We start from the raw sequence: 12,403 nt of genomic DNA, 5'->3' as shown, positions 1-12,403 counted from the left end.
GCGCGGCGCCGCCGGGCGCGGCGGGCAGACTGGCGCGCATGGTGGTGAGGCGCAGCGCGGGGCTGCTGGTGTTCCGTACCTCCGGCGGCCGGCTGGAGGTGCTCGTCGCGCACATGGGCGGCCCCTACTGGGCGGCGCGGGACGCGGGGGCCTGGACGGTGCCGAAGGGTGAGTACGCGGACGACGAGACGGCGCTGGCGGCCGCCCGCCGCGAGTTCACCGAGGAGCTGGGCCTGCCCGTGCCGGACGGTGAGCCGGTGCCCCTCGGGGAGGCGCGGCAGGCCGGCGGCAAGGTGGTCGCGGCGTGGGCCGTGGAGGGCGACCTCGATCCGGCGCTGGTGGTGCCGGGCACGTTCACCATGGAGTGGCCGCGCGGGTCGGGCGTGACGCGGACGTTCCCGGAGGTCGACCGGGTCGCCTGGTGCACGCCGGAGGAGGCCGCCGAGCGGCTGGTGGCCGGCCAGCGGGTGTTCGTGGAGCGGCTGGCGGAGCACCTGCGCGGACGGGGCGCGCCCTGAGTGTCAGTGCCATGGGCGAGAGTGGGACGGACCGACCCGTCGACAGGGAGCGAGAGATGACCACCACCCCCACGGCGTCCGAACGCGCGGCGGCACAGGCCTACCTCCGCCTGGTGGAGACCGCTCGGGCCGTCCTGGCCGATCCGGGCCTCGCCCCCGCGGCCGGGATGTACCTCGCGTCGCCCCTGGCCGAGGCCGACGAGGCGCTGCGCCGGGCGGGCTTCGCGGGGAACGAGGCGCGGCTGCTCCGGCTGGCGGCCGGGCTGCGCGACGACACGGCGCCCGGCGCCCCGTAGGACACCGCCCCGCCCGGCCCGCGGCGGCGCGGCGGTCCGCCCGGTTCAGGGCAGGCGGGACCAGAAGTCCAGGCGGTGCTCGCGGTGGTAGTCGACCGGGCCGATCCGGTCGGGTGCCAGCGACTGGGTGTACGCCGGGCGGCCGGACGGCCGGTACCGGTGCCACTCGGGCAGGCCGGGCGCGTTGGGGTCGCCGGCCTCGGCGAACGCCGCCCAGTACGCGGTCATCGTCGCGGCCAGCCTCCGCTGCGCCGGGGTGAACAGCGGCTCCGCCTGGTCGTCCTCGAACAGGTAGGGCAGGTCGCCCGCGTGGTACGCGCCGAAGTCGAACCGGCCCGGCAGCGGCAGGAACATCGGGGCGTCGCGGTCGGCGAACTCGTAGGCGTACGTGGGGACGTGGCGGCCGAGCAGGCGGTGCTGCGCCTCGGTGCCGCGCGCCCACATGCGGTCGGTGACCACCGTCGCCCAGGCGAGGCCCGGCGAGGGGAAGTCCGCCGTCGGGTACTCGGCCAGGACGCGCGGCGCGTGCGGGCCGAACGCGGTGCGCAGCGCCCCCCGGTAGTCCGCCTCGGTGAAGGGCTTCCCCACCGCGTCGTGGAGCATCCCGACGAAGGTGCGGTGCTCGTCGCGCGTCGCGCCGGACAGCACGGGCACCCGGTGGAACCGGCCGGCCTCCAGCGCCTCGGGCGGCGGTTCCGGCAGGGTCGCGTTGCCGTACCCGAACGCCTGGAAGGCGTTCATGATGTGCGGGACCTGGAGGATCCGTTTCACCGGCAGGGCCCTCAGGCACCGCAGGACGCGGTCGGGGTCCCGGCCGCCGCAGCCGAGCGGGGCGGTCATCTCGGTGGTGATGTCCTCCATCTCGCGGCCGGTGCGCCAGACGTACCACGGGTAGCCCGGCACGCCCGGGCCCATGGCCCCGGCCGGCATGTCCATCACCCCCTCGCCGCTCGCCATCACGGCCCGGTCGAACAGGCCCCGCGAACCGGGCGCCGTCAGGTGCCCGGCGATGGCGGCGGCACCGAACGAGACACCCGCCACCGTCACGTTCGCCGGGTCGCCGCCGAACGCGGCGGCGTTGCGCCGGACCCAGGCCAGCGCCGCCTGCTGGTCCTGCAGGCCGAACGTCCCCGAGCCCTCCAGGCCCGGCAGCGCCAGCGCGCCGAAGACGCCCAGGCGGTAGTTGACGGTCACCACGACCAGGCCCCGGGCGGCGAGGCGGCGCCCGTCGGAGAACACGCCGCCGCCCACCGCCCCGTCCCCGTGGATCCACACGAGCACGGGCGCCGGGCGGCGGGCGGCCCGGGGCGGGGTGGTCACGTTGAGGACGAGGCAGTCCTCCTCCTCGCTGGAGATCGGCGCGTACGAGGACGGCACCTGCGGGCACAGCGGGCCCGGTTTCGTGGCGTCCCGCACCCCGGACCACCGGGCGGCCGGGCGGGGCGGGGCCCAGCGGTGCGCCCCCGTGGGCGGTCCCGCGTAGGGGATCCCGTAGAAGACCGTGTGCTCCCCCGCGCGGACACCCCGCACCCGGCCCGACTCGGTGCGCACCGTCTCGCCCCCGGAGCCGGAGCCGGACGCGGTGCCCGGGCCGGACGCGGTGCCGGAACCCGTACCGGAGCCGGACGCGGGCGGCACCGACACCGCGGTGGCGGCCAGCGCCAGCGCGGCGACGGCCACCGCGACCCGCCGCCGGCCCCCCGGCCCGCCCTTCCGTCCGCCGCGCATCGCCTCGTCCCTTCGCGTGTCCGCACACCGGCGCCTCGCGCGCCGCGCCTCCGGCGGCATGTGTTCCACAGATTCCGGCCGACGCAACATCCGCAGGTCAGGGCACGGGTCCGGGCCGGGGGGCGGGCGATCGGCCCCCCGGTGGGAAACCGCCTACGCCTCGACCCAGCCGTGGTCGCGGGCGAGCTCCAGGACACGGGTGCGCACCCGCTTGAGCTGGGCGGCGGTCAGGGTGCCGTCCGCCTCGATGAGGGCCTCGGTCAGCTCGGCCCGGAACTCGGCGGTGGTGAGGACGTCCAGGGTGTCGTCGTCGAGGTCGTCGAGGTCGCCCTCCCGGTCCGCGCGCGGGGCGGGCGCGCGGCGGGCGGCGCGGTCCACGAGGCGGATCTCCGACGCCTTGGGGCCCTTGTCGCCCTTCTCCAGGTAGAACTCCACCTCGCGTCCCGACTGGTAGAGGTACTTCTCGTCCACCAGGTCGTTCGCGTGCATGAAGACGTCCTCGCCGCCTTCGCGGGGCACGATGAAGCCGTAGCCCCGCACCTCGTCGAACCGCAGGATCTTCCCCGTCATCAGCACAGCCGTTCCTCCACACCTCGCCGCTTCCTGCCGGCCGCCGGGGGCCGGGACCGGGCCCGGGGCCCCGGCCACCCTAGTGACCTGCCGCGCGGCCGCCGTCAGGGGGTGGCCGCTCCGCCCCGGCCGAGCAGCTGGGCCAGGCCCCGGCGGGTCGCGGCGAGCACGACGCGGTCCTCGGGGCGCAGCACGTAGCCGGGGTGGAGGTCCCAGACCAGGCCCGGGCGCCCGTCCTCGGCGGCGTGGTGCACGGCGGCCAGGTCGGGGCGCCGCTCGCCGGGCGCGCTCGGGTCCAGGGCGATCACCCGCCAGGCGCCGGGCCGGAACGCCTCGGCGACGGTGCGGCCCTCCAGCTCGGGGTTGCCGGCGACGACGACGGCGGCGAACAGCAGGACGCGCCGCTCCACGGGTATCGCGCCCAGGATCTGGCGGCCCATCATGGCGCCGGCGAAGGCGGGGGCGGCCAGGTGGGAGACGCTGCGGCTGCGGGTGAGCGCCCCGGGGTGCGCGGCGCGCAGGGTCCGGTACACGGCGGTCGCGATGTCGTCGTCGTACAGCCGCAGCACCACGCGCAGGTCCGGGCGGACGGAGCGGGCGTGCAGGACGGCCTCCAGGTTGGTGATGTCGAGGCTCGTCAGGGCGAGCAGGGAGCGCGCCTTGTGGATGCGCGCGGCCTCCAGGACGCCCTCCTCGGTGACGTCGCCGAGGACGACGGGCACGCGCAGGCGGCGCGCCGTGGCGACGCCCCGCGCGTCGGGGTCGGACTCGACGCAGACGACGGGGATGCCCAGTTCCCGCAGCCGGGTCAGGACGCGGGTGCCGACCTTGCCGAGGCCGAGCAGCACGACGTGGCCGGACAGGCCGCGCGGCGGGCGGCGCAGGGAGGTGGCGCTGCGGAAGGTGCCCAGCGCCTCCAGGAGCGCGGCGACGAGGATCGGCAGCAGGAGCAGCCCGACGAACCCGGAGAGCATCTGGAGGACCTGCCGCTCGACGGGGGACTCCAGGGCGGGCTCGCCGATCGCGAAGATGTCCAGCAGCGTGAGGTACGCGGCGTGCAGCGGGTGGTCGTCCGTGGTGAGCCAGGACGCCACGGCGATGGCGGCGACGGCGGTGACGAGGCCGGCGATCGACCAGCGCAGCCGCCGTGAGAACAGCGACGCGAACGGCACGCACGGAGGGGACAGCCGGGCCGCGGGGAGGGTCGGACCGGCGTAGCTGACGGCCTCCAGGGCGACGGTGCCGCGTCCGGTGGCGGTGGCGACGGCCCGGTCGTCGGGGAGCAGCCGGGGGCCCTGGTCGCCGCTGCTGTCGGTGCCGTCGCTGCCGGCCGGGTCGGTGGCCGTGGACGACAGCAGGGCGAGGGTGCACAGCCCCGGGTCGGCGACCTCGCCGGGGCCCGGAGGGGTGCGCTCGACGGCGCGCAGCAGCAGCCCGTCCGCGTGGACGATCTTGCTGGTGCCGGCGACGGCGGTGGCGGCGAGCGCGGGCGCGGCGGTGTCGGCGTCGGACAGGACGGTGGTGGAGGCGTCCAGGGCCTCCGGGTCGATGCCGGGCGTGGCGACGGCGGCGGCCTGGTCGAGGAGTTGCTCCAGGTGCTGGCCGAGCTTGCGGTTGTACATGCGGATGACGAGGCGCAGCCGCGGGTTGAGGCGGCGGGCGAGCAGGGCGGTGCGGATGTTGGTCTCGTCGTCCCCGTGGACCAGGGCGAGCGCGGCCGCCTGCTCGACGCCGGCCTCGACGAGCGCCGCCTCGTCCGCCTCCGCCACCTCGACGACGCGGACGGCCCACCGCAGGCCCTGGCCGCCGAGCGTGTCGTACGGGTCGGGGCTCCGGGGGACGGCGGGGCCCCGCGCGGGCCCCGCACCGGCGCGCCCGTCCCCGGCGGCGGGGCGGGTCATCGCGGCGGAGAGGCGGCCGAACAGGGCGAGGGCGCCGCCGCCCAGGCCGCCGGCGCGGCGGTCGGGGTCCCGCGGGGCGGCGGTGGGGCGGCCGGAGACGACGAGGGTCACCCGCTCCCGGTACACGTCGTTCAGCTCGCGCGCGAGGCGGTCGGCCAGCGCGTCGTCACCGCAGACGACCATGTGGCCCATCGCGGCTGCCGGGAAAGGCTGTTGGGGTATCGGAAGCACGCCCCCAGCATGCCGCCGCCCCGCCGGGCCGGGTCCATCGGGTCGGTGCCGGCGGGGCGCCGCGCGGGCCGCCGCACACGGATCGGGTGGCGATATGCGGCTTTTTCCGCCTTATGGTGGGCTTCGTGGCATACGATCGCGCCCGGCGGCTCCCCCGTCCCGCCGCCCCGCGCCCCTGGAGGTCAACCGTGACGACGCCTGCCGGCCGCACGAGCAACCGGATCCGCCCCGCCGTCGCCGCCGTCTCGGCGGCGCTGCTGTTCGCGGCGGGCTGTTCGTCCGACGAGGAGGGGCCGGGAGAGGCCGCGGGCGGGGTGCCCGTGGTCGAGAAGGGCAAGCTGACGACGTGCACCCACCTGCCGTACCCGCCGTTCCAGTTCGAGCGGGGCGGGAAGGTCGTCGGGTTCGACGTGGCGCTGATCGACCTGGTGGCGAAGGACCTGGGCGTCCAGCAGAAGATCCTCGACACCCCGTTCGAGAACTTCAAGACCGGCGCGTTCCTCAACTCCGGCGAGTGCGACCTGGCCGCCGCCGGGATGACGATCACCGAGGAGCGCAAGAAGAACGTCGACTTCTCCGCGCCCTACTTCGACGCCACGCAGGCGATGCTCGCGTCGAGGAAGAGCGGGGTGAGGACCCTGGCGGAGGTGAGGGCCCGCGGGCTGAAGCTGGGGGCGCAGGCCGAGACGACCGGTGAGAGCCACGCCAAGAGCCGGGGCTTCGACCCGGTGGCGTTCGAGAGTTCGGACGCCGTGCTCAACGGGCTGCGGACCGGGCAGGTCGACGCGGTCGTCATCGACTACCCCGTCGTGCGGGGCTGGCTCAAGGACGAGGCCAACGCCGCCGCGTTCGTGCTCGGCGAGAACATCGAGACCGGCGAGCGGTACGGCTTCTCGGTGAAGAAGGGCAACGACAGGCTCCGCGCCGCGATCGACAAGGCGATCCGGGACGCCCGGGCCGACGGGACGTACCGGAAGCTGTACGAGGAGTGGATCGGCCCGCTGCCCAAGGCCGGGTCGTGACCTCGCGGCTGACCAGGCGCCAGCGGCGGCGGGTCTCCCAGGGGGTCCAGTACGCGGTGTTCGCCGCCGCGGTCGCCGCCGTCGCCGTCCTGGCCGACTGGGAGCGGCTGCGCAACCAGTTCGCGCAGCGGGACCTCGCCCGCGAGCTGTTCCCGGAGATCATCACCACGGCGCTGCGCAACACCGTCGTCTACACCGTCTCGGGTTTCGCCTTCGGGCTGGCGCTGGGCCTGGTGATCGCGCTGATGCGGCTGTCGTCGGTCGCGCCGTACCGGTGGGTCGCCGGGGTGTACATCGAGTTCTTCCGGGGCCTGCCCGCGCTGCTGATCTTCATCTTCGTGGGTGTCGCGGTGCCGCTGGCGTTCCCCGGGACGGAGATCCCCGGCGGTACGTACGGGAAGGTGGCGCTGGGCCTGGGGCTCGTCGCCGCCGCGTACATGGCCGAGACGATCCGCGCCGGCATCCAGGCGGTGCCCAGGGGCCAGATGGAGGCGGCGCGGTCGCTGGGGTTCTCGCACGCGCGGGCGATGGTGTCGGTGGTCATCCCGCAGGCGTTGCGGATCGTGATCCCGCCGCTGACGAACGAGCTGGTGCTGCTGTTCAAGGACTCCTCGCTGGTGCTGTTCCTGGGGGTCACCCTGGAGGAGCGGGAGCTGACCAAGTTCGGCCGGGACCTGGCCAGCCAGACGGCCAACTCGACGCCGATCCTCGTCGCCGGGCTGTGCTACCTGCTGGTGACGGTTCCGCTGGGCTTCCTGGTGCGCCGCCTGGAGGCCCGTACCGGGAGGGCGGGGTGAGCATGGACGCGGGCGGGCGTGCGGAGATCGAGGTCCGGGGGCTGCGCAAGGCGTTCGGGGACCACGAGGTGCTGCGCGGGATCGACCTGGAGGTGGCGCGGGGCGAGGTGGTGTGCGTCATCGGCCCGTCCGGGTCGGGCAAGTCGACGCTGCTGCGCTGCGTGAACCTGCTGGAGGAGCCGACGGCGGGGCGGGTCTTCGTCGGCGGCACCGAGGTCACCGACCCCGACGTCGACATCGACGCGGTGCGCCGCCGGATCGGCATGGTCTTCCAGCAGTTCAACCTCTTCCCGCACGTGACCGTGGAGGAGAACCTGACGCTGCCGCAGCGCAGGGTGCTGGGCCGCGACGGGGAGGCGGCGGCACGGGTCGCGCGGGAGAACCTGGAGCGGGTCGGCCTCCTGGAGAAGGCCGCCGCGTACCCGGCGAAGCTGTCGGGCGGGCAGCAGCAGCGGGTGGCGATCGCCCGGGCGCTGGCGATGGACCCGGAGGTGATGCTGTTCGACGAGCCGACGTCGGCGCTCGACCCCGAACTGGTGGGCGACGTGCTGGCGGTGATGCGCGGGCTGGCGGGGGACGGCATGACGATGATGGTGGTCACGCACGAGATGAGCTTCGCCCGCGAGGTCGCCGACCGGGTGGTGTTCATGGACGGCGGCCGGATCGTGGAGGAGGGCCCGGCGGAGCAGGTGGTGGGCGCGCCCCGCCAGGCCCGTACGCGGGACTTCCTCACCCGCGTCCTGGACCCGGCGGCCGCCGCCCCGCCCGGCCCCGAGTCGGCGGCGGACCGGGCGGACCGGGCGCCCTGACGGGTGCGGCCGCCTCGACATGTACGGCCCGGGGAGCGCGTACGGCTTGGGAGCGCGTGCGGCCAGCGGCCCGCGCCCCCGGGCCGTACGTGATCGTCCGAGGGCAGGATAAAGCGCCGATCCCCGGGGTACCCGGTGACCTCCAGTCCGATGAAGGGGGCCGAGACCGTGAACAACCAGGTTGACGAGGCCGCCCACCTCGCCGTGGCCTCGGAGCCCGGCGAGGTGGCGGGCGGACCGCCGCTGCCGCCGGACCGCACGCAGGCCATCCTGGAGGCCACCAAGCAGGTGGCCGGCATCCTGAAGGCCGGCGGGCACCGCTTCGCGCTGGCGGGCAGCGTGGCCGCGTACGCCCACGGCGTGCCGGCCAGCCTCCAGCACGACACCGACTTCGCCGTGCTGCGCGAGGACGAGGAGACCGTCACCCGTGAGCTGCAGAACGCGGGCATCCGGGTCCGCAAGCCTCCGGAGGACTGGCTGATCAAGGCCACCTGCCGGGGCGAGGAGATCGACCTGATCTTCGAGCTGGCCCGCCGGCCGGTCACGCAGGAGCTGCTGGAGCGGGCGCAGGTCCTGCCGGTCGACTCGGTGCACATGCCCGTCCTGGCGCCGACGGACCTCATGGCCAGCCAGCTGGCGGCGTTCTCGGAGCACCACTGCAACTTCGGCTCCGTGCTGCCGATCGCCCGGGTGCTGCGGGAGCGGATCGACTGGGACCTGCTGCGGCGGGAGAGCGAGGGCTCCCCCATGCCCGAGGCGTTCCTGTTCCTGCTGGAGCGCCTGAACGTGATCGAGCCGAGGGAGGCGACCCCATGAGCGGTGCCGACATGGCCGAGTACCGCATCGCGCACCTGCGGGACCGGCTGGCGAGCGAGGACGTGGCGGAACTGGGCGTGCGGATCGAGGAGCGCGGCGGGAGCGTGATGCTGTACGGGACGGTGTCCAGCGCCGCGTGCCGCAGCGAGGTCCTGCGCATCGCCCGCGAGGAGCTGACCGGGCTGCCGCTCCACGAGGACCTGGTGGTGGCCTGCGCGGACGCCCCGACCCACCGGGAGGAGCTGTCATGATCCGGGTAGCCGCCGTCGGTGACATCCACCTGTCCCCCGAGAGCGCCGGCGCGCTGCGGCCGGCGTTCGACACGCTGGGCGAATGCGCCGACCTGCTGCTCCTCGCCGGGGACCTGACCCGGCACGGCACGGTCGAGGAGGCCCGCGTGGTGGCCCGCGAGGTGGCCGGGCTGCCGGTGCCGGTGGTGGCCGTGCTGGGCAACCACGACTACCAGAGCGACCTGCAGGACGAGGTGACGGCCGTCCTGGAGGAGGTGGGGGTCACCGTCCTGGAGGGCCGGGGCACGGTGCTGCGGATCAACGGGACGCGGGTGGGCGTCGCCGGGACGAAGGGGTTCGGCGGCGGGTTCGCCGGGCGCAGCGGGGGCGAGTTCGGCGAGCCGGAGATGAAGGCGTTCGTCCGCTACACCCGGCGGTGCGCGGAGGAGCTGGCCGCCTCGCTGCGGTCGCTGCGCGAGGAGGACTGCGCCGTGCGGATCGCCCTGACGCACTACTCGCCGGTACCGGACACGCTGGCCGGGGAGCCGCTGGAGATCTACCCGTTCCTCGGCAGCTACCTGCTGGCCGAGGCGGTGGACGACGCGGGCGCCGACCTGGCGGTGCACGGCCACGCGCACATGGGCAGCGAGCACGGGATGACCGGCGGCGGGGTGCGCGTGCGCAACGTGGCGCAGCCGGTGCTGGGGCGGGCGTTCGCGGTGTACCACCTGCCGGTGCACACGAGGCCCACGTCACTGGTGGGCGGCGCGGCGACGGCGGGCGTCGGTTAGGGGGAGGCCGTCGGGGCGGTTCGGTTAGGGGCACCCTCCGGATGGGTAGCGGGGATACAGCGACATATCGGATAAATCCGACATGCGCGACCTTGCATCCCGAGAGGAGCCGGAGATCGTGACGGACGACAGCCGGAAGGTGCTCACCAACCGCCAGGGCCACCCGGTCCACGACAACCAGAACCAGCGCACGGTCGGCGCCCGCGGACCGGCGACGCTGGAGAACTACCAGTTCCTGGAGAAGATCAGCCACTTCGACCGGGAACGCATCCCCGAGCGCGTCGTCCACGCCCGCGGCGTCACCGCGTACGGGTACTTCGAGGCGTACGGCTCCTGGGGCGACGAACCGATCAGCCGGTACACCCGGGCGAAGCTGTTCCAGGAGCGCGGCAAGCGCACCGACCTGGCCGTGCGGTTCTCCACGGTGATCGGCGGGCGGGACTCCTCGGAGTCGGCCCGCGACCCGCGCGGCTTCGCCGTGAAGTTCTACACCGAGGACGGCAACTGGGACCTGGTCGGCAACAACCTGGGGGTGTTCTTCATCCGGGACGCGATCAAGTTCCCGGACGTGATCCACGCGCTGAAGCCGGACCCGGTCACCTTCGAGCAGCAGCCGCGGCGGATCTTCGACTTCATGTCGCAGACGCCGGAGAGCATGCACATGCTCGTCAACCTGTTCAGCCCGCGCGGCATCCCCTCGGACTACCGCCACATGCAGGGCTTCGGCGTCAACACGTACAAGTGGGTGAACTCCGAGGGCGACACGGTGCTGGTCAAGTACCACTGGATGCCGAAGCAGGGCGTGCGGAGCATGACCGAGGAGGACGCCGCGAACATGCAGGCGCAGGGCCTCGGCCACGCCACGAAGGACCTGTACGAGGCGGTTGCCCGCGGCGACCACCCGGAGTGGGAGCTGCTCGTCCAGATGATGTCGGACGACGAGCACGCGGAGCTCGACTTCGACCCGCTGGACGACACGAAGACCTGGCCGGAGCAGGACTTCCCGCCGAAGCCGGTGGGGCGGATGGTGCTCGACCGGATGCCGGAGAACTTCTTCGCGGAGAACGAGCAGATCTCCTTCGGCACGGGCGTGCTCGTGGACGGCCTGGACTTCTCGGACGACAAGATGCTGGTGGGCCGGACCTTCTCCTACAGCGACACCCAGCGGTACCGGGTCGGGCCCAACTACCTGCAGCTCCCGGTCAACCACGCCAAGAACGCGGACGTGCGCACCAACCAGCGCGACGGCCAGATGACCTACCACGTGGACGGCGCCGGGGAGAGCCCGAGCACCAACTACGAGCCGTCCCTCATGGGCGGGCTGCGGGAGGCCGCGCCCCCGGCCCACGACGAGCAGGGGCCGGAGATCCGCGGCCGCCTCACCCGCCGGCGCATCCCGCGCACCAACGACTACCTCCAGGCCGGCCAGCGCTACCAGCTGATGGAGCAGTGGGAGCGCGACGACCTGGTGCTGAACCTCACCGGCGCGCTCCGGCAGTGCGACCGGCCCGTGCAGGAGCGGATGGTCTGGCACTTCCTGCTGGTCGACAACGACCTGGGCCTGCGCGTCGGCGAGGGCGTCGGCATCCGTCCCGAGGACGTGGCGGGCCTGGAGCCGCTGCCGAACCAGACGCTCACCGACGAGGACCGCAAGCGGCTCGCCAACCTGGGCGGGAACCCCCTGCGGGACGTGACCGGCCTGACGATGACGCACTGCGTGCCGAACGAGCGTTTCGTCGTCTCGCGCTGACGCCGCGCACGGCCCGCGCCGTCCCGCACGGACGAGCCCGCGGTGGCCCGGTCCGTCGTGCCGGGCCGCCGCGGGCCGTTCGGACGGTGCGGCCGGGTCAGGGGCGGCGCCAGGCGTCGCTCTCCAGGTGGGAGCCCGCCTGGGGCCCCATCCGCAGCATGCCGCCGTCGACGGTCCAGGACGCCCCGGTGACGTACGAGGCGTCCTCGCCCGCCAGGAAGGCGATCACGGCCGCGACCTCGCGCGCGTCACCCGGACGGCCGAGCGGGATGCCGGGGCGGCGCTCCTCGCGCACGTCCCGGTCCTCCTGCCCGGTCATGGGCGTGGCGATCTCGCCGGGCGCGACCGCGTTGACGGTGATGCCGTACTCGGCGAGCTCCAGCGCCATCACCTGCGTCAGGAGCCCCAGCCCGCCCTTGGCTGCGCAGTAGGGGGCGGCGCCGACCCGGGGCTGGTGCTCGTGCACCGAGGTGACGTTGACGACGCGTCCGCCGTCCCCCTGCGCGATCATGCGGCGGGCGGCGAACTGGGTGCACAGGAACGGTCCGATCAGGTCCACGTCGACGACGTCGCGCACGGTGTCGTACGGCAGGTCGAGGAAGGGCGTGGCGGTGCCGGTCCCGGCGTTGTTGACCAGGACGTCGAGCCTGCCGAGTTCACCCGCCAGGTCGTCGACGACGCGGGCGGCGTCCGGCAGGTCGGTCAGGTCCATCCGGGCGACGGCCGCCCGGCGGCCATGGGAGCGCACCTCCTCGGCGGTGCGCAGCGCGCCGTCGTGGTCGGTGTGCCAGGTGATGCCCACGTCCATGCCCTGCCGGGCCAGGCGGACGGCCGTGGCGCGGCCGATGCCGGAGTCGGAGCCGGTGACGACGGCGACAGGGGTTCCTTGGTTCATGGGTCCGCCGGTACCACGCCCGGCGGACGGCAAACACCGGCCACTTGGC

The 12,403-nt window shown here is 74.4% G+C and carries 13 protein-coding genes; 9 read left to right on the top strand and 4 right to left on the bottom strand.

Going from position 1 to position 12,403, the window contains the following annotated elements:
- Positions 1 to 38: 38 nt before the first annotated feature.
- Together IE106_RS05145 and IE106_RS05140 are read left to right on the top strand one after the other, a co-directional pair.
- Positions 39 to 518, top strand: coding sequence for an NUDIX hydrolase (locus IE106_RS05145; RefSeq protein WP_189530281.1), 480 nt, complete (start codon positions 39 to 41; stop codon positions 516 to 518).
- A gap of 56 nt (positions 519 to 574) precedes the next feature.
- Positions 575 to 814 carry a hypothetical protein gene (locus IE106_RS05140; RefSeq protein ID WP_189530280.1) on the top strand — a complete coding sequence of 80 codons (240 nt, stop codon included), beginning with the start codon at positions 575 to 577 and terminating at the stop codon, positions 812 to 814.
- Between the two features lie 45 nt (positions 815 to 859).
- On the opposite strand, the gene IE106_RS05135 is transcribed toward IE106_RS05140, so the two are convergent.
- The 3 genes from IE106_RS05135 to IE106_RS05125 form a co-directional block, all read right to left on the bottom strand.
- Positions 860 to 2,542, bottom strand: coding sequence for a carboxylesterase/lipase family protein (locus tag IE106_RS05135; protein WP_189530278.1), 1,683 nt, complete (start codon positions 2,540 to 2,542; stop codon positions 860 to 862).
- A 153-nt stretch (positions 2,543 to 2,695) separates the two neighbouring features.
- On the bottom strand, positions 2,696 to 3,118 hold the full coding sequence (locus IE106_RS05130; RefSeq protein WP_189530276.1) for a cold-shock protein: 423 nt from the start codon (positions 3,116 to 3,118) through the stop codon (positions 2,696 to 2,698).
- A gap of 98 nt (positions 3,119 to 3,216) precedes the next feature.
- Entirely contained in the window at positions 3,217 to 5,196 is a 1,980-nt protein-coding gene (locus IE106_RS05125; protein ID WP_189531146.1) for a potassium channel family protein, read from the bottom strand.
- Between the two features lie 236 nt (positions 5,197 to 5,432).
- On the opposite strand from IE106_RS05125, the gene IE106_RS05120 reads away from it, so the two are divergent.
- From IE106_RS05120 to IE106_RS05090, 7 genes are all read left to right on the top strand, one after another.
- Positions 5,433 to 6,266, top strand: a complete 834-nt coding sequence (locus IE106_RS05120) for an ABC transporter substrate-binding protein (RefSeq protein WP_229840055.1) — start codon at positions 5,433 to 5,435, stop codon at positions 6,264 to 6,266.
- Positions 6,233 to 7,063 (top strand): amino acid ABC transporter permease, encoded by an 831-nt coding sequence (locus IE106_RS05115; protein ID WP_189530274.1) that lies wholly within the window; start codon positions 6,233 to 6,235, stop codon positions 7,061 to 7,063. Before IE106_RS05120 ends, IE106_RS05115 begins: the two co-directional genes overlap by 34 nt.
- 2 nt (positions 7,064 to 7,065) lie before the next feature.
- On the top strand, positions 7,066 to 7,872 hold the full coding sequence (locus IE106_RS05110) for an amino acid ABC transporter ATP-binding protein (RefSeq protein WP_189531144.1): 807 nt from the start codon (positions 7,066 to 7,068) through the stop codon (positions 7,870 to 7,872).
- Positions 7,873 to 8,040: 168 nt separating this feature from the next.
- A complete protein-coding gene (locus IE106_RS05105; protein ID WP_373295903.1) occupies positions 8,041 to 8,688 on the top strand; it encodes a nucleotidyltransferase family protein in 648 nt (215 codons plus the stop codon).
- Entirely contained in the window at positions 8,685 to 8,939 is a 255-nt protein-coding gene (locus IE106_RS05100) for a hypothetical protein (RefSeq protein WP_189530272.1), read from the top strand. The genes IE106_RS05105 and IE106_RS05100 overlap by 4 nt, the downstream gene beginning before the upstream one ends.
- On the top strand, positions 8,936 to 9,709 hold the full coding sequence (locus IE106_RS05095) for a metallophosphoesterase family protein (RefSeq protein WP_189530271.1): 774 nt from the start codon (positions 8,936 to 8,938) through the stop codon (positions 9,707 to 9,709). Before IE106_RS05100 ends, IE106_RS05095 begins: the two co-directional genes overlap by 4 nt.
- An 82-nt stretch (positions 9,710 to 9,791) precedes the next feature.
- The gene (locus IE106_RS05090; protein ID WP_189530270.1) at positions 9,792 to 11,459 is read left to right on the top strand and encodes a catalase; all 1,668 of its coding nucleotides are present in this window, start codon (positions 9,792 to 9,794) and stop codon (positions 11,457 to 11,459) included.
- A 97-nt stretch (positions 11,460 to 11,556) separates the two neighbouring features.
- Here IE106_RS05090 and IE106_RS05085 read toward each other — a convergent pair whose 3' ends face one another.
- Complete coding sequence (locus IE106_RS05085) at positions 11,557 to 12,354, bottom strand: SDR family oxidoreductase (RefSeq protein ID WP_189530268.1); 798 nt, start codon at positions 12,352 to 12,354, stop codon at positions 11,557 to 11,559.
- Positions 12,355 to 12,403: the final 49 nt, after the last annotated feature.

The organism is Streptomyces roseolilacinus, assembly GCF_014649335.1.
Lineage (GTDB): Bacteria > Actinomycetota > Actinomycetes > Streptomycetales > Streptomycetaceae > Streptomyces > Streptomyces roseolilacinus.
The sequence above is the reverse complement of the archived record's forward strand: the minus strand, read 5'-3'. Positions and strand labels throughout refer to the sequence as shown.

Bases quoted from the DNA above. Each gene is read 5' to 3' on its own strand.
- IE106_RS05100 (WP_189530272.1), top strand. From the start codon at position 8,685: ATGAGCGGTGCCGACATGGCCGAGTACCGCATCGCGCACCTGCGGGAC.
- IE106_RS05090 (WP_189530270.1), top strand. From the start codon at position 9,792: ATGCGCGACCTTGCATCCCGAGAGGAGCCGGAGATCGTGACGGACGAC.
- IE106_RS05145 (WP_189530281.1), top strand. From the start codon at position 39: ATGGTGGTGAGGCGCAGCGCGGGGCTGCTGGTGTTCCGTACCTCCGGC.
- IE106_RS05140 (WP_189530280.1), top strand. From the start codon at position 575: ATGACCACCACCCCCACGGCGTCCGAACGCGCGGCGGCACAGGCCTAC.
- IE106_RS05125 (WP_189531146.1), bottom strand. From the start codon at position 5,196: ATGGTCGTCTGCGGTGACGACGCGCTGGCCGACCGCCTCGCGCGCGAG.
- IE106_RS05095 (WP_189530271.1), top strand. From the start codon at position 8,936: ATGATCCGGGTAGCCGCCGTCGGTGACATCCACCTGTCCCCCGAGAGC.
- IE106_RS05135 (WP_189530278.1), bottom strand. From the start codon at position 2,542: ATGCGCGGCGGACGGAAGGGCGGGCCGGGGGGCCGGCGGCGGGTCGCG.
- IE106_RS05085 (WP_189530268.1), bottom strand. From the start codon at position 12,354: ATGAACCAAGGAACCCCTGTCGCCGTCGTCACCGGCTCCGACTCCGGC.
- IE106_RS05110 (WP_189531144.1), top strand. From the start codon at position 7,066: ATGGACGCGGGCGGGCGTGCGGAGATCGAGGTCCGGGGGCTGCGCAAG.